This window comes from Microbispora sp. CA-102843, from assembly GCF_050936215.1.
Taxonomy (GTDB): domain Bacteria; phylum Actinomycetota; class Actinomycetes; order Streptosporangiales; family Streptosporangiaceae; genus Microbispora.
The window spans coordinates 4144463-4170391 of record NZ_JBNJNF010000001.1 but is presented as its reverse complement, the minus strand read 5'-3'; the positions used below and the strand labels follow the sequence as shown (position 1 = coordinate 4170391).

Here is a 25929-nt window from a genome sequence, read left to right as displayed (position 1 = left end):
AACACGCCTGTGAGGAGCGGCGACGGGCTGCGCGGCGCCGACAAATCTTCCGCGGCTTTTTAGTTGATCGTCACGCCTGCCCGGGGTGAGGGCGCTTTGGCAGCGTGAGGACCGGAAGTATCCGGCGCGATTCGCGCACCGCCGTACAGGACGAATCGGTGCGGCCATCACAGAAAAGGGGGTCGTCGATGGGAGACGGGATCAGGGCGCGTGTGTCGGTCACCGGGCTGGGCGCCATCACACCGCTGGGCGCAGACGTGGCCACCACCTGGACGGGCCTGCTGGAAGGACGGTCCGGCATCCGCCTGGTCGAGGAGGACTGGGCAGGGAGCCTGCCCGTACGGATCGCCGGCCGGCTGCCGGTGGACCCCGCCGAGGTGCTGGGCCGGGTGGCGGCGCGGCGGCTCGACCGCTGCCAGCAGGCGGCTCTGGTCGCCGCGCGGGAGGCGTGGGCGGACGCGGGAGCGCCCGGCGTCGAGCCCGAGCGCCTCGCCGTGGTGATCGGCACGGGGGTCGGCGGCGTCCTGACCACGCTGACCCAGAACGAGATCCTCGAGAGGTCCGGGCCGCGCAGGGTCTCGCCCTACACGGTGCCCATGCTGATGCCCAACGGGCCGGCGGCGGTGGTCAGCATCGAGCTCGGCGCGCGCGGAGGCGCCCACACGCCGGTGAGCGCGTGCGCCACCGGCGCCGAGGCGATCGCGATGGGCCTGGACCTCATCAGGCTCGGGCGCGCCGACGTCGTCATCGCCGGCGGGGCGGAGGCGTGCGTGCACGCGCTGACCCTGGCCGGGTTCGCCCAGGCCAGGGCCGTCTCCACGCGCAACGACGCGCCGCATGAGGCGTCGCGGCCCTTCGACGTGGGGCGCGACGGCTTCGTGCTGGGCGAAGGGGCCGCGCTGGTGGTGCTGGAACGCGAGGAGTTCGCCGCCGCCCGCGGCGCCCGGGTGCACGCCACCCTCGCCGGCTCCGGGGTCACCTCCGACGCCCACCACATCACCGCCGCCGACGCGGCCGGACAGGCGCGGGCGATGCGGCTCGCCCTGGCCGACGCCGGTCTGGACGCTCTCGAGGTGGGATACGTGAACGCCCACGCCACCTCGACGCCCACGGGCGACCTGACCGAGAACGAGTCGATCGCCGAGGCGATCGGGACGCATCCCGCGGTCACCGCGATCAAGTCGATGACCGGTCACCTTTGCGGCGCGGCCGGGTCGCTCGGCGCGATCGCCACCGTTCTCGGCCTGCGCGACGGGGTGATCCCCGCGATCCGCAACCTGGACGACCCGGACCCGGAGGTGAAGCTCGACCTGGTGGCCGGAGCGCCGCGCGGCGGCCGCTGGACGGCCGGGCTGGTGAACTCCTTCGGCTTCGGCGGCCACAACGCCTCACTGGTCTTCACCACCGCCTGACCTGTGCATCCTGACCTGTGCGTCAGATGGGGCCGCGGCCGTCGAAGAGGTCGTCCGGCCAGGGGCTCTGGCTGCCGTCGCCGCTGCCGGACGGGCCGGGGGTGGGCTGCTGCGGCTCGGGCGAGGCGGGCTCGGGCGGCGGGGTGGGCACGAACTGCGTGTTCGGCAGCGGCCGGGGCGGCTCCGGCTCGTCCTCGCCGCGGAAGAGCAGCATCCAGGTGACCAGCAGCAGCGCGAGCACGAGCGTGGCCAGCAGCGTCGAGGCGAGCACGACCGAGCGCCGGGTGGCCACCGGCGGAGGGGGCGGCGCCGGCGGGGCGGGCAGCGCGGGGGTGCGGTCGCCCAGCCAGTAGTGCGCGAAGTCGGGCCCGTGCCGCTGCCCGATCAGGGTGCCGGACACGGTGACCGGGTCGAGGAACCGCTCGGCCCCCGGGCCGTTCGGCACGAACGGCACGGCCACCCAGGGCGCGGGCCCGTCGTGCATCGCCAGGACGGGAGGCGTGTCGGGGAACACCCTGCCGCGCACCCGTTCCACCAGCGAAGCGCCCCACCCGCGTACGCCCGTCCTGCCTTGCGCGTCCTTGATCGCGGTGACGAACCGGTCCCTCGCGGCGGCGTCGAGGGCGGCGCCGCTCGACAGGACGGCCACCGACACCACCCGGCCGTCGGGCGCCTGACCGAGATAGACGAGCCCCGCCGGGGCCGTCTGCAGACGCGCCTGCAGCGCGAACGGCCCCACGTGGGGCGGGTCGCCGTACTGCAACGGTGTGACCATCCCCCACATCAAAACACACCCCCACATCCGGAACACACGGGCGCGGCAGGGGGTGTGGCACGCGCCGGGACGGGCAAATGGGAGAGAAATGGATTCTCCAGCCGAGTCACGATTGAATAACGAGCATGACCGTTGCCGATGAACGCAGTGACCCGGAGCCCGGCGAGGGCGCGAAGGAGCAGGAGGAGGGCGAGGCACGGCTGGACGCCCTGCGGGAGGCGCTGGCCGAGGTCCGGCGTGTGATCGTCGGACAGGAGCACATGGTCGAGCGGCTGCTGGTGGCGCTGCTCGCCCGGGGACACTGCCTGCTCGAAGGCGTCCCGGGGGTCGCCAAGACGCTGGCCGCCTCGACGCTGGCCACCGTGGTGGGCGGCACGTTCGCCCGCATCCAGTTCACCCCCGACCTGGTGCCCAGCGACATCGTCGGCACCCGCGTCTACCACCCCGGCTCCGAGCGGTTCGACATCGAGCTCGGGCCGGTGTTCGTCAACTTCCTGCTCGCCGACGAGATCAACCGCGCTCCGGCGAAGGTGCAGTCGGCCCTGCTGGAGGTGATGGCCGAGCGGCAGGTGACGCTCGCGGGGCGCACCCATCCGCTGCCCCGGCCGTTCGTCGTGCTGGCCACGCAGAACCCGATCGAGTCCGAGGGCGTCTACCCGCTGCCCGAGGTGCAGCGCGACCGGTTCCTGTTCAAGGTGCGCGTGTCCCACCCGAGCGCGCACGAGGAGCTGGAGATCCTTCAGCGGATGAGCGTGCGCCCGCCCGTGCCCAGGCCGGTGCTCGATCCGGTCACGCTGGTGGGGCTGCAGGACATGGCCGAGGAGGTCTCGGTCCACCAGCTCGTGGCCGACTACGTCGTACGGCTGGTCATGGCCACGCGCACCCCGGCGGACTACGGCCTGGCCGACCTGCAGGACACGATCGAGATCGGGGTAAGCCCCCGGGCGACGCTGGGCCTGATCTCCGCCGGGCGGGCCCTGGCCCTGCTGCGCGGGCGCGACTACCTGCTGCCCGACGACGTCCGCGACGTGGCGGTCGACGTCATGTCGCACCGGCTGATGCTCACCTTCGACGCGCTGGCCGACGAGGTGGACCCCGACGACGTCGTACGCCGGGTCCTGCAGGCGGTGCCGCCGCCGCTCGTCGTGTGGAACCAGGGCATGCGGTGAGCGGGACGAACCCCGACCAGGCGCTGCGGCGGCTGGAGCTGACGGTGGTGCGGCGGCTGGACGGGCTGCTGCAGGGCCGCCACCAGGGGCTGATCCCCGGGCCCGGCAGCGAGCACGGCGACACCCGCGTGTACGTGCCCGGCGAGGACGACGTGCGCCGCATGGACTGGGCGGTGACCGCGCGCACGACGGTCCCGCACGTGCGGGACCTGATCGCCGACCGGGAGCTGGAGACCTGGGCGCTGGCCGACCTGTCGGCCAGCATGGAGTTCGGCACGGCCGACATGTCCAAGCGCGACCTCGCCATCAGCGCCGTCGGGGCGATGGGGATCCTCGCGAGCCGGGTCGGCGACCGGTTCGGCGCCTACATCCTGTACGGCGACGACGTGCACCGCTTTCCGGCCAAGCCCGGCCGGCCCCGGCTGTACGCTCTGCTGCACTCGCTGCTCAGCGCGCCGCCCGCGGAGGGCGCGGTGGACCTCGGGGAGGCTCTGGAGATGATGGCGACGGCGCACCGCAAGCGCGGGCTGCGGGTGATCGTCTCCGACTTCCTCGACTCGCCGGACTCCTGGGAGCCGCCGCTGCGCCGCCTGGCCGCGCGGCACCAGGTGCTCGCCGTGGAGATCATCGATCCCCGCGAACTGGAGTTGCCCGACGTCGGGTTCGTCACCCTCGCCGACCCCGAGACCGGGCGCTCGCGCGGCGTCCACCTGTCGCGCGAGCTCAGGGAGCGGTACGCCGAGGCGGCGGCCGAGCAGCGGTGGGCGACCCGGGCGGCGCTGCGCCGTGCCGGGGCGGCCCACCTGGTGCTGCGCACCGACCGCGACTGGGTGTTCGACATCGCCGAGTTCGTGCTGCGCCAGCGGCGGGCCTCCCACCTGCTGCGCCGGGCCGCGAACAGGAAGGCGGGCGCATGACCTTCCTCGCCCCCGGCTGGCTCTGGCTGTTCATCCTGGTCGCCGCGCTGGTCGCGGCGTACGTCGCGGCGCAGTTCGCGCGCCGCCGCTACACGGTGCGCTTCACGAACCTCGCGCTGCTGTCGCTGGTGGCCCCGGAAAGGCCCACCTGGCGGCGGCACGTGCCGGCCGTGCTGTTCCTCGTCATGATGAGCCTGCTGGTCCTCGGCGCGGCCCGGCCTGCGGGCGAGGTGAGGGTGCCCCGCGACCGCGCCACGATCATGGTCGCCGTGGACGTGTCGTTGTCGATGGAGTCGGCCGACGTCCCCCCCACCCGGCTCGTCGCGGCCAAGCAGGCCGCCCAGCAGTTCGTGAGAGAGCTGCCCGAGCGGTTCAACGTCGGAGTGGTGGCCTTCGCCAGATCGGCCGCCGTGGTGATCTCCCCCACCACCGACCACGCCGCCGTGAACACCGCGATCTCCAGCCTGACCACCCGGCCCGGCACGGCGATCGGCGAGGCGGTGTTCAACTCCCTCGACTCGATCAGGTCGTTCGACCAGCGGGCGGTCACCGATCCGCCCCCGTCCGCCATCGTGCTGCTGTCGGACGGCGACAACACCTCCGGGCGGTCGGTCAACGAGGCCATCGAGGCGTCGGTCGCCGCCAAGGTGCCGGTGTCCACGATCGCGTACGGCACGCCCGAGGGCACGGTGACGATCGACAACCGGGCGGTGCAGGTGCCGGTCAACAAGACCACGCTGAAGTCGCTGTCGGACGGCACCGGAGGCCGGGCGTACACCGCGGAGTCGGGCAGCGAACTGCGCGACGTGTACGCGCAGATCGGCACCTCGCTCGGCTACAAGGTCGTGCACCAGGAGATCACTCAGCGGTTCCTCGTCGCGGCGATCGTCGCGGGCCTGCTGGCCGCCGCAGCGGCGATGCTGCTGGGCGCCCGCATCCCCTGACCCCATCACCCGCCGCGTTCAGCCGACGGCACCTCGCGGGGCAACTCGCGAACCTTCCGCACCACCGCGCGGCGAGGAGGCCGGGCGAAGGCCAGCCCGGCCGCCAGGCACGCAACGGGCACGACGGGAAGCACGTAGCGGTGGTCGAAGTCGAGCACGGCCACCGGCGCGACCAGCAGCGTCACGGCGACCGCCCACGGCAGCGCCGTCCGCCACGGTCGCCGCAGCGCGCCCACCAAACCCAGCACCAGAATGGCGGCCAGCACCGGCCCGCGCAGGTAGGCCGGGTACTGGTAGGCGATGAGCAGGTCGGCGTACGGCCGGACCGAGCGCATACCGGCGAGATCCGGGTCGTACTCCCGCGTGGCCTGATCGGCGAGCGGCTGATCGGCGGGCAGCGGCCAGGTGCCGAGGGCGAAGCCGAACGCGGGGACGGTGCGCGCCGGGTGGGCGACGGGTCTCCAGGCGAACGCGAGCGCGGTGTCCTTCAGCACGTCGCGCAGGTAGTCCACCGGCTGGGCGGCGATGGCGCGCAGTGCGAAGGCACGTGCCCGGTCGTTGAGCGCGACGTGTCCGCCGGGGAGCCGGTTGAGGGAGGAGTCCTTCGCCCACACGTACTCCCCCGCCGCGTCGAGGACGGTCCCGTTCGGGCACAGCGGCGCGAGGTCCGGCGAAGGCTGGATGACCGCGCAGTCCGCGAAGGTCATCGAACGGGCCCACAACGCCACGCCGTCGGTGCCGCTGACGCCGAGCCGGCCGTGGACCCCGCCGTACCACGCCGCGTACGCGGCGACCGGCAGCAGCCCGGCCAGGGCGAGCGCGGCCAGCCGGCGCCAGGGTACGCGGCGGACGGCGAGCACCAGCAGGACGAGCAGGATCAGCGGCAGCGCGATCGTCCGGGTGAGGGCGGCGCCCGCGAGCAGCAGGCCGGCGGTCACGGCGGCACGTGCGGACGGCACCGGCCGGCGGACCAGCAGGGCCGTGGCGGCGACGACCAGCAGGATGAACAGCGTGTCGGACACCACGGCGTGCTCCAGGCGGAGGAACGACGCGTCGAACAGCACCGGAGCCGAGGCGGCCACGGCGGCCCAGCCGGGCAGTCCCCTGCCGCGCAGCGCCGCGTAGACGACGGCCCCGGACGCCAGTCCCATCGTGTGCTGCACGGCGACGACCACCTCGACGCTGTGGAAGGGCAGCAGGGCGCGCAGCAGCAGGGGGTATCCGATCGGGTGGAACCCCTGCTCTGGCCGTAGGTGGACGGCGTTGTCCAGGTAGGCGAACGAGTCGTACCAGTACATCCGGGCGGGCGGATAACCGAGCATGGTGACCACCCTGAGCGCGACCGCGGCGACGAGCGCGACCGTGAAGGCTCGGTGGCGCCTCATCCCGGCGAGCACCGGGAGCAGGGCACGAGCGTATGCGGGCATGACGAATCCGTTCGTTGCGAGGGGGAAATCCGGCCGGGCGGCGCACGCGCGCGGCAGCCGGTTCGCATGGCTGCGGGCATGCCGGTGTCAGCGTGGGGAGGCCGGCCGGTGAGTGCGGGGATGAAGACCGGGGTGCCGCGCCGGATGCGGCCGCGACGCCGCCGCAGCAGGCGGGGGGCGTGGAGGGGGGCCCGACGCGGTCCGCGCCGTGAGCGGGGCGCGGACCGCGTGGCCGTTATCAGTGACGCTGGGGGTCTCAGGGACGCCGGGGTTTCAGGGATGGTCGGTGCAGAAGGCGTCCCTGGGGCGCGGCTGGGGGGCCGGGGTGGGGGCGACCACCATGAGCGCCTGCCCGTCGGCGATCATGACTCCGGTGCGGACGTACCAGTCGGCAGAGGCGGACGGCTGGGCGTAGGCGCCGGGTGAGGAGAACTTCGCTCGCACGCCGCGCTCCCGTAGCAGGGGCAGGACCTGGGCGACGGTCTTGTTGACGTAGTCCACGCAGTGGAAGGGCTGGCCCTCCATGTCGATGGCCTCCAGGACGCCGTAGCGCTCCCCCGCCCGTGCGGCGCGGCCGATCAGCACGGTGGCGTGCCCGCGGAAACCGACCGGGATGCGGAAGCCGATCGAGCAGCCGGCGAATCGCACACACTCGCCCGGCGCCTCGATCGGCGTGATCGCACTGAGGTCCCGGGTGCCGTCCAAGTAGAACGCCCGCCCCACCGAGGCCGCCGTCATCGGCACGAGCCGCACGTCCACGTCCAGGCCACGCTGACGCAGTTCCCGCTGGTACGACGCGGGAGCGGCGAACAGGTCGCGCACCATGACGACGTAGTGGTCGCCCTCACGCCTGATGTCGAGCGCCGCTACAGCGGGCGCGGGACCGAGGCCGGCCGCACCGGGCACGAGCCAGCCCACGGCGAGCAGGACGGCGGTGAGCGAGACGATCAGCGGCGCCAGGCGGGGGCGGCGCAGGATGCGGCGGGCGGCACGGGTGACCGCGTCCCTAACATGCCGGCGGCGGGTCGCCGGGGCCGGGCCGGAGACGATCTCCTCCAGCAGGTCCAGGGCGGCCGGCGTCATCCCCGGGCCCGGGTCCGGGGCGATCCCGGCGACGAGCCGGTGCAGATCATCGCGGTCGTAGCTCATCACGCCTCTCCTCCTGCCAGCGCCGGCATCCGCGCGCCGTACCTGGCCACGTCCACCCCCGCGGAGTTCAACTCCTTGGCGAGGCGCTTGCGGGCCCGGTGCAGCCGAAGGCGGGCGGCTCCGCGCGAGCAGCCCAGCACCGTGGCGATCTCGGCCGATCCCAGCCCCTCCCAGCTCACCAGCGCCAGCACCTCGCGGTCGTCGGAGCCGAGATGCCGGAACGCCGCACGAACCGCGTCGAGATCCTCGTGGTCCGGCGTCCGATCGTGCTCGTCCCATTGGCCGAGCTCCGCGCCGAGCCGCTCCACGAGCGCGCTCCTACGGGTCTCGGCCCTGTGGCCGTTGGCCAGCACCCGCCGGGCCACGCCGTACAGCCATAATCGGGCCGACGGGCCGGCGGGAACGTCGCCGATGCGCCGCCATGCCGTGGCGAAGGTCTCGGCGAGAGCGTCGGCGGCGTCCTCGGGGGATTCGGTGCGGCGCCGCACGTATCCGAGGAGATCCGCGTAATGCGCCAGATAGATCTCCTCGAAACGACGCCTCAGGTCCGAGCGGGCCACCGATACTCCCCCTTCACCGCTTTCTCCGTCATCTCGTACGTGTCCGGAAGGCCGGAAGTGTTTCAGCCTTTCCCGATTCACGCAGGCGTGGAGATCAGCGGTCCGGGGCGTTGATACGTTTGGGCACGTGGCCCATTACTTCGAGGAGAGCCCCCAGGCGGCCAGCCGGCCCGGCTCGGTCACCCTGGTCCTCCCGGACCTGCACCTGCGGCTGGAGACCGATCGCGGGGTGTTCTCCCCCGAACGGATCGACGCCGGCACCCGGGTGCTGCTGGAGAGCGTCCCGCCGCCCCCGGCCGAGGGCGACCTCCTCGACCTGGGCTGCGGCTACGGCCCCATCGCACTGACGATGGCGTCGCGGGCGCCGAGGGCCACGGTGTGGGCCGTCGACGTCAACCGGCGCTCGGTGGAGCTGTGTGAGCGCAACGCCAAAAGCGCGGGCCTTGACAAAGTAAGGTCGGTACATGCCGACGAGATGCCCGAGGACGTCAGGTTCCGGGCCATCTGGTCGAACCCGGCCATCCGGATCGGCAAGGCCGCGCTCCACGAGATGCTCACCCGGTGGCTCGACCGGCTCGCCGCCGACGGCAGCGCGTACCTGGTCGTGCAGAAGCACCTGGGCTCCGACTCCCTGCAGCGCTGGCTGAGCGAGCAGGGCTGGCCCACCTCACGGCTGGCCTCCCGGTCGGCCTACCGCGTACTGCGGGTCGACGCCCGTCCCGCCGAGATCCAGGAGCGAGAGATCCAGGAGCAAGAGAGCAAGGAGCGATGAGCACTCCGAACCCCCGCAGGCAGCTCAAGCCGACCGACGTCAAGCGCCTCAACCGCACCTGGCGCCGCAACACCGAGGGGCGTCTCGCGCTGATCCTCGAATCGGTGACCGGCCCCTTCAACATCGGATCGATCTTCCGTACGGCCGCCGCCTTCGGCGCGGACACGATCTGGCTGGCCGGCAACGCCACCCCGCCGACCAACCCCAAGGCCCAGAAGACCGCGCTCGGCACCGACCGGCTGGTCGAGTGGCACGAGCCGGTCCCGGTGACCGAGGCCGTACGCTCCGCCAGGGAGGAGGGCTTCCGGGTGGTCGCCGTCGAGCTGACCGGCGACGCCGTGCCGCTGCACGAGGCCAAGCTCGACGGCGACGTCTGCCTGGTGCTCGGCAGCGAGGACCACGGCTGCTCCCCCGCCTGCCTGGAGTCGGCCGACTCGGTGGCCTACATCCCGCAGGTCGGCAGGGTCGGGTCGGTCAACGTGGCGGTCGCCGCGGCCATCGCCATGGCGGAGGCCAGGCGGCAGGAATGGGCGTCGCCCGCCGGGTAGCCGCCCCCTGAAACGACAAGCGCCCGACCGGGACCGCGTACGGTTGGCGGGCTCGCGGCCCGGCCGGGCCGCGAGCCCTCCCCCGTGCCGTACGGCGGCTCAGCCCTGTGCCGGGAGCGGACCGAACAGCCAGTTGCCGTGGGACTCCGCGTCAGGGCTGCGGAAGAACTGCTCGTTGGCCACGTGCAGCTCCTGCCGGCTCAGCGAGCCGTCGCCGTCCAGGTCGAGGTGGTCGAACGCGGCGACGGCGTTCGCCTCCGACATGCGGAAAGCGCTTCCGGCCATCCGCAGGTACTCGGTCCGGGTGATCCTCCCGTCTCCGTCGGTGTCCATCAGGTCGTAGAAGGCGTCGGCGACCGGCGCGATGTGGACGTGGTAGCCCGCCTCGGGCTGAGTGACGAACCGGTAGAACCCGGCCATGAACTCGTGCAGCTCGACGCGCTCGTCCCCGTCGGTGTCCATGGGCAGGGTCACCTCGTCCCACAGCCTCGCGTACCGATCCCGGACCCGCTGCGACGGGCCGGAGCCCGGCGCGAACCCGAACGCGTTCACCAGCCGGTCGGCCGAGGCGGTGTAGTCCATCCTGTCGATGGTCCCGTCGTCGTCCACGTCCAGGAGCGTGAACAGATGGGCCAGCTTGCGCTGCTGCAGGTCGTTGAGCATGAACCCTCCCGAGTTCTGTCACCGTGAGCGATCGCGACTTTACCTTCCGCTATCGCCTGTGGGAAGGTGTCGTGGTGCACGTGCATGTGATCGACGGGGCCAACGGCTTCGTGGCCTCCCATCTCATCGGCGCCCTGCTGGCCCGGGGCGACGAAGTGATCGCCCTCGCCCGCGCGTCCGGGGAGGTGGTGCGACGCCGGGTCGCGGACGCGCTGCGCTGCCTCGGCTTCGACGAGTCCCCGGCGGGCCGCCTCCGGGTGCGCGCGCTGGCGTTGGACGAGCCGGACCTCGGCCTTCCGGTCACCGAGATCTTCGCCGAGCCCTGCACCTACTGGCACGTCGCCGCGCTCGTCACCTTCTTCCCACGCCGTGAGGAGGAGCTCCTGAACGTGAACGTGACGGGATCGGCGAACGCGCTGTCCACCTACGAGCGGCACGCCCGGCCGGGCTCGCGCTACATCCTCGTCGGGACGGCCTACCAGTGCGGGCTCGACACCGATGGCCCCGTTCCCGAAGACTGGCCGTCGCACGCTCCGCCGGACCGGTTCCGGAACTTCTACGAATACTCGAAACGCGAAGCGGAGATCGCGCTGGCACGGTCGCGGTCCGTCCGCGAGGGCGCCGCCCTGGTGGCCCGGCTGGGCGTGATGGTCGGGCACTCCCGCACCGGACGGGCGCTGACCGACTACGGCCTGTACGACTTCCTCCGGGTGATCGCCTTCTTCGCCCGGCGCACGCCCGGGGAACGGGTCCGCCTCCCCTGCCATCCGGACGCCAACCTCCATCTGACCCCCATCGACACCACGGTCTCCCGATTGCTCACGCTCGCCGCCGCGGACCAGGAGCGTCCGGTCTCCCACGTGGTGAACGGGGCCACCGTGCCGGTCGCCGACCTGTTCGGCGTGATCAACGCCAGGCTGCCGATCGAACTGGTTCCCGCCACACCCGAAGAGATCCGGGACAGGCCGTTCAGCCGGTTCGAGGCTGTGGTCAACATGCGGGCCAAGTACACCGCGACCTACTTCCGGCACCGTTACGACTTCGAGTGGCGGGACCCTGCGGCCCCGCCCGCCGTCACTCCCGCGGTCCTCGACCGGCTGGTCTCCTGGTACGTCCGGGAGGGGTTGCCCGCATGACCGACTTCGTCACACACGTACGGAACCGCCTCAGCGACGATCGGGAGTTCCTCTTCGTGCGGGACGACGGCAGCCCGGCCCGGCTCACCTTCACCGAACTGGACAGGCGGGCGCGTGCCACCGCCGTGTGGCTCGCCGATCGCGGCCTGACCGATCAGCCGGTGCTGCTTCTCTATCCGGCGGGGCTCGACTTCACCGTCGCGTTCCTCGGCTGTCTCTACGCCCGGGTGCCGGCGATCCCCGCCCCCTTGCCGGACGCGGGCGCACCGCACGCGAACCGCGTACGGACGTTGATGCGGGACGCGGGCGCGCGGCTGGTCCTGACCGATCCCGCACACGCGTCCGAACTGTCCGATTTCGGGGCCCACGTGGCCGATCCCGCCACCGCCGATCCGGACGCCTGGACACCGCCTGCCCTGACCGCCGGCACCATCGCCTACCTGCAGTACACCTCCGGATCGACGAGCGACCCGCGCGGAGTCGAGGTCTCACACGGCAATCTGCTGCACAACCTGGAGCTGTTCCGCTTGCTGGCCCGGGAAAAGCCGGTACGGCGGCTGGCCGGATGGCTGCCCCACTACCACGACATGGGCCTGGTCGGCCTCCAGTTACAGGCGCTCCACGCGGGCGCCGACCTGGTGTTCATGTCACCGGCCGCGTTCGTCGCGCGGCCGGTGCGCTGGCTGGAGCTGATCAGCCGGTACGGCGCGGACTGGACCGTGTCCCCGGACTTCGGGTACGCCTGGTGCACGCGCAGGATCACCGATGAGCAACTCGCCGGTCTCGACCTGTCCACGCTGACGATGGCCCTCAGCGGGGCCGAGCCGATCCGGGCCGGCACGCTCGCCGGCTTCGAGCGGCGGTTCGCCCCTGCGGGCTTCCGCCCGACCACCTGGAATCCCGGCTACGGCCTGGCCGAGTGCACCCTGATGGTCACGTGCACACCGCAGGGGCAGGGCGTGACCGTGCGGCGGTTCGACCCCTCCGCGCTGGAACGGCATCGGGCGGTCCCGGCACCCGAGGGGACACCCCTGGTCGCGTGCGGGCCGGTCTCCGGGCTCGACCTGCGGATCGTCGATCCGGGCGGCTCCGGCCCCGTCGCCGACGGCGCGATCGGGGAGATCTGGGTGGCGGGCCCCAGCGTCGCCCTCGGCTACCGGGGCCGTCCGGCGGAGACCCGCGCCACCTTCCTGGCCGGCGATCCGGCGCGGCACGGCCGCTGGCTGCGCACCGGGGACCTGGGATTCCTGCTCGACGGCCAGCTCTACGTGACGGGGCGGATCAAGGACGTGATCATCGTCAACGGCCGCAACCTCTACCCGCAGGACCTGGAGGAGGCGGCCGCGCGGGCCAACCCGGCCGCAGGGCGCGGCGCCGTCTTCGGCGTCCGGGGCAGGGACGGCGGGGAACACGTCGTTCTGGTCCAGGAGGTGCGCCGGGAACAGTCGGTGGCCCTCGGCGAGACGGCCGACCGGGTCTTGGATCAGGTGACGCGGGAGTTCGGCGTCCCGCTGAGCCTGATGCTGGTGGCCCGTGGCGCGGTGCGGCAGACCACCAGCGGCAAGCTTCGCCGCCGGCATATGCGGGAGCTGTTCCTCAGCGGAAGCCTCACACCGCTGTACGCCGAACTGGAACCCGCGCTGAACGACCTGCTGGAGACCGTCGCATGAACGCCGCCCCCGATCTGGGATCCCTCAGTGACCTGCGCCGATGGCTCATCGAGCGGGTGGCCGCCTATCTCCGGCTGCCGCCCGCGGAGATCGACCCGACGGTCAAGCTCCGCACCTACGGCCTGGACTCGATCCATGCGCTCAGCCTGTGCGTCGACGTGGAAGAGACCGTCGGCCTGCTGGTGGAGCCGACCCTGGCCTGGGACTACCCCACGATCGACGACATCGCCGCCCACCTGGCCGGCCTCCTGGCGGGAGACCGGACCGGACAGGGGCCGGCGGACACGGGGTGAACCGCGACACGCCGAAGCGGAGCAACCGCCCAAAGATGACAATGGACTCTTGTGACGCAAATGTTCATCTTGGTGCGCTGACTGTATGGCCGGAACCCGGCATACTCCTCTCGTGCATCGCCGTTTCGCGTTCCTCGACCACCCCGGACCGCTCGCCTTCGCTCATCGAGGCGGGGCGGCGGAGGCCCGCGAGAACACGATGGTGGCCTTCTCCCGGGCGGTCGAGCTCGGCTACACCTACCTGGAGACCGACGCGCACGCGACCGCGGACGGCGTCCTGCTCGCGTTCCACGACCACAGCCTCGACCGGGTCACCGACCGCACCGGCCGCATCTCGCGCCTGTCCTACCGCGAGGTGCGCAGGGCCAAAATCGGCGGCAGGCACGAGATCCCCCTGATGGAGGACCTGCTCGGCACCTGGCCCGACGTGCGGTTCAACATCGACGTCAAGGAGAGCGCCGCCATCGCGCCGCTGGCCCGGGCGATCCGCCGCACCCGCGCCTACGACCGGGTGTGCCTGACCTCGTTCTCCGACGTGCGACTCGCCCGGGCCCGGCGCGCGATCGACCGGGAGGTCTGCTTCTCGCTCGGCCCGCGCGGCCTGGCCGCCCTGCGTACGGCCGCGATGGGAGGCGGGTACGGCAGGCTCCTGTCCGGGCTGGCCCAGGCGGGGGTGCCGTGCGCGCAGGCGCCCATCGGGTTCCGCGGCCTGCGGGTGACCACCCGCGCCCTGGTGCGCACCGCGCACGCGATCGGCATGCAGGTGCACGTGTGGACGGTGAACGACCCGGTGACGATGGCCCACCTGCTCGACCTCGGCGTCGACGGGATCATGACGGACAACATCAGCGGTCTGCGCGACGTGCTCAAGTCACGCGGGCAGTGGCACCCCCGCCCGGCCGAGCCGTGACCCCGGACCACCCCGTCCGGCCCGGACCGCCCCGCCGAACCCCCTGAGCCCTGCCCCCCCTGAACCCTGCCTCCTGAGCCCTGCCCGCCGAAACCTGCCCGCCGGAACCCGGCCCCGTTGAAGCACCCGGCGACGCTTCACCACCGTGAGGAGAGACCATGACCGCCCCCAAGGTCGTCGATGAGGAGATCCCCGGCGCGCGGCGGCGCGAGCAACGCGGCTGGTACTGGTACGACTGGGCGGACTCGGCGTTCCAGACGACGGTCCTGACCGTCTTCCTCGGGCCGTACCTGACCTCGATCGCCACGACGGCGGCGGGCGGCGAGAACGGCTTCGTGTCGTTCCTCGGCCTGGACCTGCGGCCGAAGGCGTACTTCACGGCCATGGTGACGATCTCGGTGCTGCTGCAGATCGTGGTCATGCCGATCGTCGGCGCCCTGGCCGACCACACCGGCCGCAAGAAGCAGATCATGGGGGCCTTCGTCTACGTGGGCGCGGCGGCCACGCTCGGCTTCTTCCTCGTCTCCGGCGACCGCTACCTGCTCGGCGGTGTGCTGTTCCTGATCGCCAACGTGACCTTCGGCTCGGCGCGGGTGGTCTACGAGTCCTTCCTGCCGCAGATCTGCGGCGCGGAGGAACGCGACGCGATCTCCAGCAGGGGCTGGGGCTTCGGCTACCTCGGCGGCGGCCTGCTGCTCGCGCTCAACCTGGTGGTCTACCTGTCCGGCGCGGTCGAGGAGAGCCTGGCGGTGCGGATCAGCCTGGCCTCGGCGGGCCTGTGGTGGGGCGCATTCGCGATCATCCCCATGCTGCGCCTGCACAACCGGGCGGTGGCGCACGTGGAGCACACGGCGGCCCGGGCGATCGCCGGGAGCGTCCGCCAGCTCGGCCGTACGCTCGGCGAGCTGCGGCGCTATCCCCGCACGCTGCTGTTCCTGGTGGCCTACCTGATCTACAACGACGGCGTGCAGACGGTCATCGGCTTCTCCGCGACGTACGCCGACCAGGAGCTGGGACTGGGGCAGACCCATCAGATCGGCGCGATCCTGATGGTGCAGTTCATCGCGGTCGGAGGCGCGCTCGGGCTCGGGCGGCTCGCGATGAGGATCGGGACCAAGCGCACGGTCCTGGCCAGCCTTGTCGTGTGGACGGTCGTGGTGGGAGTGGCCTACTTCCTGCAGAAGGGCTCGGCCGTCCAGTTCTACGCGATCGCGTTCGCCATCGCGATCGTCATGGGCGGCACGCAGGCGCTGTCCCGCTCGCTGTACTCCCTGGTCATCCCGTCCGGCAGGGAGGCGGAGTACTTCAGCCTCTACGAGATCAGCGACAAGGGATCGGCGTTCCTCGGCTCGCTGGTGCTCACGCTGGCGCTCCAGCTCACCGACAGTTACCGAGCCGCGATCGTCTCGCTGGTCGTGTTCTTCATCATCGGGTTCGTGCTGCTCACCCTTGTCAACCTGCCCCGGGCCATCCGCGAGGCGGGAAACGAGGTGCCGGCCCACATCTGAGACCAGAGGGACGGAAAAAGCGCGATTGGATCAGGTCTCGGCTGGGAATCCACACACGGTATCAGGCGTTGTACGCGGTGGCGAACGAACCCCTCGAAGGCGGGGACCTCAGGAGGCTTAAAGACATGGGCGAGCGTGCACTTCGCGGTACCCGGCTCGGCGCGACCAGCTACGAGAACGACCGCAACACCGATCTGGCCCCGCGCCAGGAGGTGTCCTACACGTGCCCCAAGGGCCATCTCACCACCGTCCCGCTCGCCGTCGAGGCCGAGATCCCCACGAACTGGGAGTGCCGTTACTGCGGCAGCCCGGCGCTGCGGGTGGACGCGGAGCAGCCCCAGCAGAAGAAGGCGAAGCCCCCGCGGACCCACTGGGACATGCTGCTGGAGCGCCGCTCGATCGAGGACCTCGAAGAGGTGCTGAACGAGCGGCTCGCCATTCTGCGCGAGCAGCGGCGCAAGAGCGCGTAGGACGCCGACGACGCCCCCGGCGGCCCGGAGATTCACCCGGGCCGCCGGGGGCGTTCGCATGCTCAGCCGGCCGGCGCGCGGACGACGACCATGGGGCACGTCGCGTAGTGGAGCATGGCCTGGCAGACCGATCCGAGGATCAGGCCCCTGAACTCGCCGTGGCCCTGGGAGCCGATGACGAGCAGGTCGGCGCCCGCCGACGCCTGCCGCAGCACGTCCACCGGATGGCCCCGTACGACCTCCTCGACGACCTTGACGTCGGGGTAGAGCTCGCGGCGCCCGGCGAGGGCCTCCCTGACCATGCGCACCTCGACCTTCTCGTCGTCGAAGTCGTCCGGGAGCGGGGCGAAGCCGCCGCCCGCCTCCAGCGAGCTGTAGGCGTGCACCGCCCGCAGGCCCGTCCCGCGCAGCGCCGCCTCGGCGAAGGCGAAGTCGAGCACCTTGGCGCAGGCGGGGGATCCGTCGATGCCCACCACGATCTCCGGGCGCGGCGCCGAGGGCACATCCCGCACGACGACCACGTCGCACGGGGCGTGGCCCGCCACGCCGTACGCGACCGAGCCGAGCAGCAAGCCGCGGAAGCCGCCGAGCCCGTGGTTGCCGAGCACCAGGAGATCGGCGTCCACGGCCGCCTCGACGAGCGCCGGGCGCGGGTCGCCGGCCAGGATCGCGGTGTCGACCGGCACCCGGGGCGCCTCCGCGTAAACCCGCTCGGTGGCGGCGCCGAGCACGGCGGCGGCGCCGTCGCGCATCCACGCCGCGACGCTCGTGTACGGACCCTGCCGGGCGCTCGAGCACGCCCAGGCGGGGATGGCGTTGGCGATCCGCAGGGGGACGCCGCGCAGGTCGGCCTCCCTGGCCGCCCAAGCCGCGGCCGCCATGCCGGCGTGCGAGCCGTCGACACCCACCACGATCATGACGCCCTCCCCTCGGCCGGTCCTTCCATCACACCGTTCCCCTGGCGGGGCGTGCGAGCGCCGCCGAAGGTCCCGCCGGGACGGGACCTCCGGCCCCCCACACCCTCTACGACACCCCGGCGTGCTCGGGGCTGGCGGCGCGGGCGGTGAGGTGGTGGCGCAGGCGCTCGCCCTCGACGTCGAGGTCGGGCAGCGCCCGGTCCAGGGCGCGCGGCAGCCACCAGGCGGCGCGGCCGAGCATGGACATCACGGCGGGGACGAGGGTCATGCGGACCACGAAGGCGTCGACGAGCACGCCGACGGCCAGCGCGAAGCCCATCGACTTGATGATCGGGTCGTTCATGAACACGAACCCGCCGAACACGGCCGTCATGATCAGCGCCGCGGCGGTGACGACCCGCGCGTTGTGCCCCATGCCGTTGATCGTCGCCTGGCGGGGGGCGTCGCCGTGCACGTAGTCCTCGCGCATCCGCGAGACCAGGAACACCTCGTAGTCCATGGCCAGGCCGAACAGGATGCCGATGAGCAGGATCGGCAGGAAGCTGACCAGCGGGCCCGGCGCGTCCACGCCCAGCAGACCGGCCAGGTGGCCCTCCTGGAAGATCGCCACGGTGATGCCGAAGGTCGAGCCGACGGTGAGCAGGAAGCCCAGCGCCGCCTTGACCGGCACCAGGATCGAGCGGAAGACGAGCATGAGCAGCAGCACCGACAGGCCGACGACCAGCAGCAGGTACACCGGCATGGCGTCGGCGAGCTTGTCGGAGACGTCGATGCCCACGGCCGTGGCGCCGGTGACGGCGATCTCGGCGCCGCCGATCGCGGCGACCTTGGCGCGGATGGCGTGGACGGCGTCCTCGGTGGCCGCGGCGGTGGGCCCCGCCTTGGGGATGATGGTCAGCAGCGCGGTGGTGCCCGCGGCGTTGGCCTGCGGCGGGGCCACGGCCAGCACGCCGGGGGTCTGCTGGATCAGCTGGGCGGCCTCACCGGCGGCGGCGGTCGTGGCCGCGCGGTCGGCGGCGGAGACCACGGCGATCAGGCGGGCGTTGAAGCCCTCGCCGAATCCCTCGCTGGTCAGGTCGTAGGCCTCGCGGGCCGGGGTGCCGGGGGCGGCGGTGCCGGCGTCGGGCAGGGCCAGCCGCAGGTTCTGCGCCGGCAGCGTGAGCGCGCCGAGGGCGAGGACCCCGGCCAGCAGGATCGGCACGCGCAGCCGGGTGACCACCCGCCCCCAGGTGTAGCCGAAGCCCCGGCCGCCCGCGTTCGCGCTCTCGCCGGTGCGCTGCTTGCGGGGCAGCACCCTGGCTCCGGCGTACGCCAGGAAGGCGGGCAGCAGCGTGAGGGCGACCAGCACGGCGACGGCCACGGTGCCGGCGGCGGCCAGGCCCATCACGCTCAGGAACGGGATGCCGACCACCGACAGACCGGCGAGCGCGATGACCACGGTGGCCCCGGCGAACACGACCGCCGATCCGGCCGTGCCGACCGCCCGGCCCGCGGCCTCCTCCGGCGCCACGCCCTCGGCCAGGAACTGGCGGTAGCGGGAGGTGATGAACAACGAGTAGTCGATGCCCACGGCCAGGCCCAGCATCAGCGCCAGCACCGGTGTGACGGAGGTCAGCTCGACGACGCCGCTGAGCGCGAACAGGCCGCCCATGCCGGCCCCCACGCCGATCAGCGCGTTCAGCAGGGTCATGCCGGCGGCCACCAGTGAGCCGAAGGTGACGATCAGCACCACCGCGGCGATCACGACGCCGATCCCTTCCGACCCGCCCACTTCCGGCGCGGCGTTCAGGATCTCGCCGCCGTGCTCGACCCGCAGCCCCGTCACCGAGGAGCCGGCCTTCAGGTACGCCGCGCGCTGGGCGTCGGTCACGTCCTTGAGCCCGCGGTCGAACTGCACCTGGACCAGGGCGTAGCGGCCGTCGGCCGAGACGGCGCCGGACCGGAACGGATCCATGGCGGCGACGACGCCGGGGACGGCGCCGGCCTCCTCGACCACGGGCGCGACCGCGGCGGCGTCCAGCTTCCGGCCCTGCGGAGCGGCGACGACGATGGTGCCGGTGGCACCGCTGGCCTGCGGGAACTCCTTGGCCAGGGCGTCCAGCGCCCGCTGCGACTCGGTGCCGGGCATGGCGAACTTGTCGCCGGTCGGGCCGTGGAAGGCTGCGGCGGCCAGGCCCAGGACCACGAGCAGCAGCAGCCACACGGCGGCCACGCGCCCGCGTCTGCGGAAGGAGAACCGGCCCAGCCGGTACAGCAGGGTTGCCAAAGCAGAATCTCTTTCTTCGGGAGGTCAGTCGGTGTGCAGACCGAGCGTCCGCAACGCGCCGCGGGTCAGCTCCGCGCGCAGCGTCTCCTCGGGGAGCGCGAGCTCGCCGGCGCTGGTCAGGATGATCCCCAGCATCGCCATCCAGGCCCAGACCCGGGCCTGGGGGACGGCCGAGCGGCCGGACAGCGCGTCCGTCAGCCGTTCGGTGAGGCCGTCCACGTCCGGCAGTTCCGGCCGGTTGATCAGCGCGTCGACGTCCTGCAGGAGGATCTTCACCTGCAGCCGGAAGCGCAGGGACAGGTCGACGAGCCCGGCGACGGCGGCCCGGGCGGCCTCCTCGCCGTCCAGCCCGGCGAGCCGCCCTTCCAGCGCGGCGAACTCCGGCCCGACGGGCGCCAGCAGCTCGGTCAAGATCGCGTCCTTGTTCGTGAAGTGATAGAGCAAGGACGCCTTGGAACAGCCCGCGTCCGTGGCGATGTCCTGCAGGGAGGTGCCGCGGAACCCGTGCGCGGCGAACAGCCGCACGGCCGAGTCGAGGATGTCCGCACGCATGGTTGTTGCGGAACGTGCCATGGAGACACACTAGCTGACCGATCGGACAGCGTTTGACCGATCGGCCAGTGACGGGGTTTGAGTGACGGGGTTCACATGGAGAGGGCGAAGCCGGAATCTAGCCGGCGAGCCGATCTCGGCCGCCGTGCGGATCCCGCCGGGAGCCGTCGCGGTGAGCGCGCGCCGCAGGCCCGGGGCGCGTGAGGTGGCTTCGACGACGATGTCGTAGGCGCCGCGGGGTGGTGCCGGTCAGCGGCCCGGCTTCGGCTCCGAGGTATTCGGCGATCTGTCTCCGGTGCGGGTCGTCGTCGAGGTAGTGGACCCTCCCGGCGGCGACGCGGATCGGCGGAACGCCGTCCGGGACGGGGACGAGCATGTGGTCGGCGTGGGGGACGCGGATCCTGTCGGCGACCATGCCGCCCCAGGGGCCGCCGGCGGGGCCGAAGCCGTAGGCGGCGAGGGCGCCTCGGGCGGCGACTTCGGTGACGCATTCGTGGCCGATCGGGAACGGACCCCGGAACGGGACCTTCCCGCAGATGGACCCGACGATCGGGTCGACGAGGCCGAGCGCCATCCCGGCTTGGAGCGCGATCCGGTGACGCGGGCTGGCGGGGAGCACGGTCCGGGACCTGGTCGCGCACTCCGGCGCACCACTCGGCTCCACCTACCACTACTTCCCCCGGGGCAAGCAGCAACTGGCCGCCGAAGCGGTCCGGTTCGCCGGCGACCTGGTCACCCGGGTCCTGGAGCGTGGACTCGAGGCCGGTCCCACGGCCGGGCTGCGCGCGTTTCTGGCCCTGTGGCGGCAGACGGTCGTCGACAGCGACTTCACCGCGGGCTGCCCGGTCCTGGCGGTCGCGGTCGAGGAGCCGCCCGGCGCTGGAGATCCTCCTCGGCGCGGCCGGCACATGGTGACCCGGGACGGCGACGGCGCGGGCGATCAGGTCTCGGCCGCCCGAGAGAAACGCGAAGGCCCGGCCGGGGAAGGCCGGCCTCGCCTCGGGCGGGCCGTGCCCAGACCGCAGATCACAGACCGCAGATCACAGACCGCGGATCACAGACCGCGGATCACAGGTCGAGCAGGTCCGCCGACACCTGCCAGAGCAGGGTGGCCGCCTCCGGGTCGAGCGCGTACGCCGCGACCCCCCGGCGGGTGCCCTCCCGATTCGGCTCCGCCTCCTGACAGTCCTCGAAGTACCGCCCGGTGACGCCCTCCAGCAGCGGCGAGGCCGCGACCAGCACGGACGTGGCCGCGCCCTGCTCGACCGTCTTCCACGTGGGGCCGCCGCCGCCCGTCTGCGCGCGTAGGCGCTCGAGCTCCTCGTCGGTGACGTGCCGCTGGAGGTTCGTGCGGATGCCGCCCGGCATGAGCGCGTTGACCGCGATGCCGTCGCCGGCCCACCGCCTTGCGGCCTCGACCGCGAACAGCACGTTGGCCGTCTTGGACTGCCCGTACGCCAGCCACGGGTCGTACGGGCGCTCCCGGAAGTGGATGTCGTCGAAGACGACCGGCGACCGCAGGTGGGCGCTGGAGCTGACCGACACGACGCGGGCGCCGCCGGCCGCCGCGAGCGCCGGGTGCAGGCCCATGGCCAGCGCGAAGTGACCGAGGTGGTTGGTGGCGAACTGGAGCTCCCAGCCCTCCGGTGTCCGCGTCTGCGGGCACGCCATCACCCCGGCGTTGTCGACCAGGATGTGCAGCGGCCCCTCCCATGCGGCGACGAACGCGGCGACGGAGGCCCGGTCGGCGAGGTCCAGCGGCGCGACGAGGACGGGCGCGCCTCCCGTGGTGGCGGCGATGTCCTCCGCGGTCCGCTTGCCGGCGTCGAGGTCGCGGACCGCGATCGTCACCTCCGCGCCCGCCGCGGCCAGCGCCCGGGCGGTCTCGACGCCGATTCCCGACGCCCCGCCGGTCACGATCGCCCGCCGCCCGCGCAGGTCGACGCCCTCCAGGACCTCGGCCGCGGTGGACTGCCCGGTGAACGGCGTGGTCATGCGGGTGGTCTGAGCCATGTTCGTCCCCGTCCCGTACGGCGGCTGGGGCCCATGAGAGCCCGCCGCTACAATCAGGAAAACCGGAGGAACCTCCGGAACGTCTACGACTCTAACCGGAGAATCCTCCGGTTAGCAACCCGCGCCTGTGTGGAGGAGCCGTGTCCACCCCCGCTCGACCACCCGGAGCCAAGCCGTTGCGCGCCGACGCCCGGCGCAACCGCGAGCGGCTGCTCGACGTCGCCGTGAGAGCCTTCTCCCAGGACGGGCCGGACGTCACGCTCGACGCGATCGCGAAGGAGGCGGGCGTCGGCATCGGCACGCTCTACCGCCACTTCCCCACGAGGGAGGCGCTGATCGAGGAGGCCTACCGCAACGAGCTGGCCAAGCTGTGCGACGCGGGGGCCGAGCTTCTGGACGAGATGGCGCCGGACGCGGCGATGCGGACCTGGATGGACCGTTTCGTCGACTACCTGGCGACCAAGCGGGGCATGGCCGGCGCGCTGCGCGCCGTGATCGCCTCCGGCGCGAACCCGTACGCGCACAGCCGCGACCGGCTGATCGGCGCGATCGGCGCGCTGCTCGACGCGGGCGGCTCGGCCGGGTCGCTGCGGCGGGACGTGGCTGCCGAGGACGTGCTCGCCGGCATGAACGGCATCTGCCTCGCCGCCGGCGAGCCCGCGCAGCGCGATCAGGCCGGGCGCCTGCTCGACCTGCTGATGGACGGCCTGCGCCACAGAGCCGCCGGGACCGCCTGACCCGCGGGTCCGGCCCAGACGGCGACCGCCTCAGGCCAGGCCGCGCTCACGCAGATCCAGCCAGATCGCGCTGGCCACGTCGGGATCGTCGAGGTCGGCGCCGAGCACCTTCGTCGCCGTGCCGATGCGGTGCCGGAGGGTGTTGCGGTGGATCGTCAGTTCCTTGGCCGCGTCTTCCCAGTGTCCACGGTGACGCAGGTAGGCGACGACGGCGCCGACGAGATCGGCGCGCCTGTACGACAGCAGCGGCTCCAGCGCGGGAGATCCGGTGAACGTCCCCCCGTCCGCCGCCAGGTCGCGCACCGATCCCTCGTCCGCCCGGGCGAGCGCGGACCGCAGCGCCGGCAGGTGCAGTGCCAGGTCGCGGGTGGCCAGCTCGCGGGACACGACCGCGCGGGCCGCGGGGGCCCGGACGGCGATGAAGTCGGCGACGGTGGCGCGGACCGTCGTCAGGTTCTGCTCGGTGAGCAGCATCCACACCTCGTCCGGTTCGACTGCGGCCAGGACCTGGCATCGGTCGCGGGCGAGGGCCTGCTCCAGTGTGTCGAGCAGGTCGGGGGCACCCGCGCCCGCTCCGGCGACGCCGAGGACACACAGGCGCGAGGGCGGGGACGGAACCCCGAGGTCGGCGGCGAGGGCGCGGGCCGCGTCGAGATAGCCCAGCAGAGAAAGCCTCGCGACCGCGCCGCGCGCCGACAGGGCGGCCTCCGTGCCCCTCCGCCGCTGCTCGTTCTGCAGAGCCAGCAGCGAGCATGCCGCCAGGACGAGTTGCCGGTCCCGCGTCTTCATCGAAGGGGCGCAGCCGGTCGCGACGAAGCCGGTCAGCCGGCCCTGACTGCCGAGCGGCTGCACGACGACGTCGTCCCCGTCGATACGCAGGGTGGCCGAGGAATGCGGACCCGCCGCGCGCAGGCGGGCCAGCACCTCCGCGATCTGCCGGGCGCTGCGCCGGCGTCTGCGGGGCCAGACCTCCACGATGTCCCCTTCGGGGGTGAGCTGGGCCGCCCACCCCTCGACGGCGCCCGCAAGGGTCCGTACGACGGCGGACACAGGGTTCGGGCCCGCGGCCGCGCGAACGAGGTCGCGGTGCGCGCCGAGGGTCGCGTTGAGCTCCTCCTGCCCGGCCTCGGCGAGCAGCGACCAGTACTTGCGCGCGACGACGAGGAACGGCGTGGGATCGGGCACGACCAGCAGCGGGAGCCCGGCTGCCTCGCACGCGTCGATCAGGACGGCCGGCACCTCCCGATGCACCGGGCCCAGCCCCAGGCCGAGGGCGCTGATGCCCTTTTCGGCGAGCCGGGCCGTGTACGACCGGGCCTGCGCGGCCTGTCCGGTGAGCTCCATTCCTGTCGTCAGGAGCAGCTCACCGCCCTCCAGGTAGGGGGTGGGATCGGTCAGCTCGCTGACATGAACGCCTGTCACGACGCGATCGGGAAGCGGCCCCGCGGAAACGGGCCGCAGGTCGCGACCGAGGGCCCGGCTGAGCTCGGCGAGTCGAGGCACGCTCACACCCGGGATGCCCGGGGCCTTATCCGGGCCTCTATCAGGTGGGGACCGGGCTCGGCCAGGGCGGTCCGGAACTGCGCGGCGAACTCGCCCGCGGTGTGCGCCCTGGTCGCGGGAACGCCCATGCCCGTGGCCAGCGCGACGAAGTCCAGGCTCGGGCTCGACAGATCAAGCAACCGCCGGGCCGCCTCCCCCTCGGCCACCGCTCCCACCTTCTCCAACTCCATGGAGAGGATCTCGTACGACCCGTTGCCGAGGATCACGGTGGTCACGTCCAGGCCTTCCCTGGCCTGCGTCCACAGCGCCGGGAGGGTGTACATCGCGCTGCCGTCCGCCTCCAGGTTGACGACCGCGCGTCCGGGGGCGGCCAGCGCCGCGCCCGTTGCCAGCGGCATCCCCTGACCGATCGCGCCGCCGGAGAGGCTGAGCCAGTCATGCGGCCTGGCGTCGGCGGTGGCCGCGACCAGTGCGGCGCTGGCGGTGATGGACTCGTCCGACACGATCGGGTCCTCCGGCAGCAGCGCGGCAACCGTGGCCGCGAGCGTGTCCGCGGTGAGCGCGCCTTCGGGCACGGCGAGGCCGCGGGCGGGGCGCACGGGGGGCGCCTGCCGCGCCCCGATCCGCTCCGCCAGCCGCTCCAGCACCTCGGTGACGTCCTCGCCGCCCCCGGCCAACACGTGCGTCGTACACCCCTGGGGCCGCAGGTCGCCCTGCTCACCGGGGTAGGCGAAGAACCCGACCGGGGGTCGCGCCCCCACCAGCACCAGATGCTCGGCACCGTCGAGCTGGGCGCGGGCCGCGTCCGACCGGTAGGCCAGGCGGGCGACCGCCGGGATGCCGGCGCCGCGCTGCTGGCGCGCCGGGAACGTCTCCGCGTACACGCGGGCACCGGTGGCATGGACGATGCGGGCGGCAGCCCGCAAGGCCGGACCGCGCAGGGCGCGCCCGCCCAGGAGCAGGACACAGCGCGGCCCGGCGGCCAGCGCCGCAGCCGCGTCGGCCACCGCGCCGTCGGTCACGAGCGCGGGCGGGCGGACGCTGATCGGCGCGGCGGGACGCGCGCCCTCGGACCACGACACGTCCGCGGGAAGGATGAGCGTGGCCGTCTGCCCGGGCGGAGCCGTCGCGGCGGCGACCGCCTCGGCGGCGTCGGCGGCCAGGTCGGCACTGCGCGCCGTGCGACGCACCCACCCCGAGACCGACCTCGCCACCGCCTCGATGTCGGACTCCAACGGCGCGTCGAACCGTTTGTGGTAGGTCGCGTGGTCGCCGACGACGGCGAGAAGTGGGGTGTGCGCCCGTCTGGCGTTGTGCAGGTTGGCCAGCCCGTTGCCCAGCCCCGGCCCCAGGTGGAGGAGCGCGGCCGCCGGCCGGTCCAGCATGCGTCCGTACCCGTCGGCGGCCCCCGTGGCGACCCCTTCGAACAGGCACAGCACGCCGCGCATCTCTGGCACATGGTCCAGGGCCGCCACGAAATGCATCTCCGATGTGCCCGGATTGGCGAAACACACGTCGACTCCGCTGTCCGCCAGGGTTCGGATCAATGCTTGTGCACCGTTCATGTCACTCCGCTCGTGCCCCCGGCCGAGCCGGAGAACATGCAGGTCGAAGGCTT

25 protein-coding genes are annotated in these 25929 nt (G+C 72.8%); 13 read left to right on the top strand and 12 right to left on the bottom strand.

Going from position 1 to position 25929, the window contains the following annotated elements:
• Nucleotides 1-188 precede the first annotated feature (188 nt).
• Nucleotides 189-1412 (top strand): beta-ketoacyl-[acyl-carrier-protein] synthase family protein, encoded by a 1224-nt coding sequence (locus tag ACQEVJ_RS19275; RefSeq protein ID WP_433102836.1) that lies wholly within the window; start codon nucleotides 189-191, stop codon nucleotides 1410-1412.
• 22 nt (nucleotides 1413-1434) lie between these two features.
• On the opposite strand, the gene ACQEVJ_RS19270 is transcribed toward ACQEVJ_RS19275, so the two are convergent.
• A complete protein-coding gene (locus ACQEVJ_RS19270; protein WP_433102834.1) occupies nucleotides 1435-2187 on the bottom strand; it encodes a hypothetical protein in 753 nt (250 codons plus the stop codon).
• Between the two features lie 125 nt (nucleotides 2188-2312).
• On the opposite strand from ACQEVJ_RS19270, the gene ACQEVJ_RS19265 reads away from it, so the two are divergent.
• The 3 genes from ACQEVJ_RS19265 to ACQEVJ_RS19255 are packed head-to-tail and all read left to right on the top strand — an operon-like array spanning nucleotide 2313 to nucleotide 5217.
• Entirely contained in the window at nucleotides 2313-3356 is a 1044-nt protein-coding gene (locus ACQEVJ_RS19265; RefSeq protein WP_433102832.1) for an AAA family ATPase, read from the top strand.
• The gene (locus tag ACQEVJ_RS19260; protein ID WP_433102830.1) at nucleotides 3353-4273 is read left to right on the top strand and encodes a DUF58 domain-containing protein; all 921 of its coding nucleotides are present in this window, start codon (nucleotides 3353-3355) and stop codon (nucleotides 4271-4273) included. The genes ACQEVJ_RS19265 and ACQEVJ_RS19260 overlap by 4 nt, the downstream gene beginning before the upstream one ends.
• A complete protein-coding gene (locus ACQEVJ_RS19255; RefSeq protein ID WP_433102828.1) occupies nucleotides 4270-5217 on the top strand; it encodes a VWA domain-containing protein in 948 nt (315 codons plus the stop codon). The genes ACQEVJ_RS19260 and ACQEVJ_RS19255 overlap by 4 nt, the downstream gene beginning before the upstream one ends.
• Nucleotides 5218-5222: 5 nt before the next feature.
• On the opposite strand, the gene ACQEVJ_RS19250 is transcribed toward ACQEVJ_RS19255, so the two are convergent.
• From ACQEVJ_RS19250 to ACQEVJ_RS19240, 3 genes are all read right to left on the bottom strand, one after another.
• Complete coding sequence (locus ACQEVJ_RS19250; protein ID WP_433102826.1) at nucleotides 5223-6644, bottom strand: hypothetical protein; 1422 nt, start codon at nucleotides 6642-6644, stop codon at nucleotides 5223-5225.
• A gap of 273 nt (nucleotides 6645-6917) precedes the next feature.
• On the bottom strand, nucleotides 6918-7793 hold the full coding sequence (locus tag ACQEVJ_RS19245) for a hypothetical protein (protein ID WP_433102824.1): 876 nt from the start codon (nucleotides 7791-7793) through the stop codon (nucleotides 6918-6920).
• Nucleotides 7793-8353, bottom strand: a complete 561-nt coding sequence (locus ACQEVJ_RS19240) for an RNA polymerase sigma factor (protein ID WP_433102822.1) — start codon at nucleotides 8351-8353, stop codon at nucleotides 7793-7795. The genes ACQEVJ_RS19245 and ACQEVJ_RS19240 overlap by 1 nt, the downstream gene beginning before the upstream one ends.
• Nucleotides 8354-8480: 127 nt before the next feature.
• Here ACQEVJ_RS19240 and ACQEVJ_RS19235 point away from each other — a divergent pair, with 127 nt between their 5' ends.
• Nucleotides 8481-9125: a class I SAM-dependent methyltransferase gene (locus ACQEVJ_RS19235; RefSeq protein ID WP_433102820.1), complete on the top strand. Its 645-nt coding sequence runs from the start codon at nucleotides 8481-8483 to the stop codon at nucleotides 9123-9125.
• Nucleotides 9122-9673, top strand: a complete 552-nt coding sequence (locus ACQEVJ_RS19230) for a TrmH family RNA methyltransferase (protein WP_433102818.1) — start codon at nucleotides 9122-9124, stop codon at nucleotides 9671-9673. Before ACQEVJ_RS19235 ends, ACQEVJ_RS19230 begins: the two co-directional genes overlap by 4 nt.
• A gap of 99 nt (nucleotides 9674-9772) precedes the next feature.
• On the opposite strand, the gene ACQEVJ_RS19225 is transcribed toward ACQEVJ_RS19230, so the two are convergent.
• Nucleotides 9773-10336, bottom strand: coding sequence for an EF-hand domain-containing protein (locus ACQEVJ_RS19225; RefSeq protein WP_433102816.1), 564 nt, complete (start codon nucleotides 10334-10336; stop codon nucleotides 9773-9775).
• A 74-nt stretch (nucleotides 10337-10410) separates the two neighbouring features.
• Between ACQEVJ_RS19225 and ACQEVJ_RS19220 the strand changes: the two genes are divergently transcribed.
• From ACQEVJ_RS19220 to ACQEVJ_RS19195, 6 genes are all read left to right on the top strand, one after another.
• The gene (locus tag ACQEVJ_RS19220; RefSeq protein ID WP_433102814.1) at nucleotides 10411-11472 is read left to right on the top strand and encodes an SDR family oxidoreductase; all 1062 of its coding nucleotides are present in this window, start codon (nucleotides 10411-10413) and stop codon (nucleotides 11470-11472) included.
• Complete coding sequence (locus tag ACQEVJ_RS19215) at nucleotides 11469-13142, top strand: fatty acyl-AMP ligase (protein ID WP_433102812.1); 1674 nt, start codon at nucleotides 11469-11471, stop codon at nucleotides 13140-13142. The genes ACQEVJ_RS19220 and ACQEVJ_RS19215 overlap by 4 nt, the downstream gene beginning before the upstream one ends.
• Nucleotides 13139-13435 (top strand): acyl carrier protein, encoded by a 297-nt coding sequence (locus tag ACQEVJ_RS19210; RefSeq protein ID WP_433102810.1) that lies wholly within the window; start codon nucleotides 13139-13141, stop codon nucleotides 13433-13435. The genes ACQEVJ_RS19215 and ACQEVJ_RS19210 overlap by 4 nt, the downstream gene beginning before the upstream one ends.
• Before the next feature lie 112 nt (nucleotides 13436-13547).
• Nucleotides 13548-14345 carry a glycerophosphodiester phosphodiesterase gene (locus tag ACQEVJ_RS19205; RefSeq protein WP_433102808.1) on the top strand — a complete coding sequence of 266 codons (798 nt, stop codon included), beginning with the start codon at nucleotides 13548-13550 and terminating at the stop codon, nucleotides 14343-14345.
• Nucleotides 14346-14503: 158 nt separating this feature from the next.
• A complete protein-coding gene (locus ACQEVJ_RS19200; RefSeq protein ID WP_433102806.1) occupies nucleotides 14504-15853 on the top strand; it encodes an MFS transporter in 1350 nt (449 codons plus the stop codon).
• Between the two features lie 125 nt (nucleotides 15854-15978).
• Nucleotides 15979-16323 (top strand): RNA polymerase-binding protein RbpA, encoded by a 345-nt coding sequence (locus ACQEVJ_RS19195; RefSeq protein WP_139579392.1) that lies wholly within the window; start codon nucleotides 15979-15981, stop codon nucleotides 16321-16323.
• A 62-nt stretch (nucleotides 16324-16385) separates the two neighbouring features.
• Here the strand turns inward: ACQEVJ_RS19195 and ACQEVJ_RS19190 are convergent, their stop codons facing one another.
• The 5 genes from ACQEVJ_RS19190 to ACQEVJ_RS19170 all read right to left on the bottom strand — a co-directional run bounded on the left by ACQEVJ_RS19190 (nucleotide 16386) and on the right by ACQEVJ_RS19170 (nucleotide 22071).
• On the bottom strand, nucleotides 16386-17240 hold the full coding sequence (locus ACQEVJ_RS19190) for a universal stress protein (RefSeq protein ID WP_433102803.1): 855 nt from the start codon (nucleotides 17238-17240) through the stop codon (nucleotides 16386-16388).
• A gap of 106 nt (nucleotides 17241-17346) precedes the next feature.
• The gene (locus ACQEVJ_RS19185; protein WP_433102801.1) at nucleotides 17347-19506 is read right to left on the bottom strand and encodes an MMPL family transporter; all 2160 of its coding nucleotides are present in this window, start codon (nucleotides 19504-19506) and stop codon (nucleotides 17347-17349) included.
• A 24-nt stretch (nucleotides 19507-19530) separates the two neighbouring features.
• Complete coding sequence (locus ACQEVJ_RS19180) at nucleotides 19531-20079, bottom strand: TetR/AcrR family transcriptional regulator (RefSeq protein WP_433102799.1); 549 nt, start codon at nucleotides 20077-20079, stop codon at nucleotides 19531-19533.
• A 97-nt stretch (nucleotides 20080-20176) separates the two neighbouring features.
• Nucleotides 20177-20677, bottom strand: a complete 501-nt coding sequence (locus ACQEVJ_RS19175) for a hypothetical protein (RefSeq protein WP_433102797.1) — start codon at nucleotides 20675-20677, stop codon at nucleotides 20177-20179.
• Nucleotides 20678-21126: 449 nt separating this feature from the next.
• A complete protein-coding gene (locus tag ACQEVJ_RS19170; RefSeq protein ID WP_433102795.1) occupies nucleotides 21127-22071 on the bottom strand; it encodes an SDR family NAD(P)-dependent oxidoreductase in 945 nt (314 codons plus the stop codon).
• Between the two features lie 140 nt (nucleotides 22072-22211).
• On the opposite strand from ACQEVJ_RS19170, the gene ACQEVJ_RS19165 reads away from it, so the two are divergent.
• The gene (locus ACQEVJ_RS19165) at nucleotides 22212-22808 is read left to right on the top strand and encodes a TetR/AcrR family transcriptional regulator (protein WP_433102793.1); all 597 of its coding nucleotides are present in this window, start codon (nucleotides 22212-22214) and stop codon (nucleotides 22806-22808) included.
• A 30-nt stretch (nucleotides 22809-22838) separates the two neighbouring features.
• On the opposite strand, the gene ACQEVJ_RS19160 is transcribed toward ACQEVJ_RS19165, so the two are convergent.
• Together ACQEVJ_RS19160 and ACQEVJ_RS19155 are read right to left on the bottom strand one after the other, a co-directional pair.
• Nucleotides 22839-24230: a PucR family transcriptional regulator gene (locus tag ACQEVJ_RS19160; RefSeq protein WP_433102791.1), complete on the bottom strand. Its 1392-nt coding sequence runs from the start codon at nucleotides 24228-24230 to the stop codon at nucleotides 22839-22841.
• Nucleotides 24231-24313: 83 nt separating this feature from the next.
• Nucleotides 24314-25876: an acetolactate synthase large subunit gene (locus ACQEVJ_RS19155; RefSeq protein ID WP_433102789.1), complete on the bottom strand. Its 1563-nt coding sequence runs from the start codon at nucleotides 25874-25876 to the stop codon at nucleotides 24314-24316.
• Nucleotides 25877-25929: the final 53 nt, after the last annotated feature.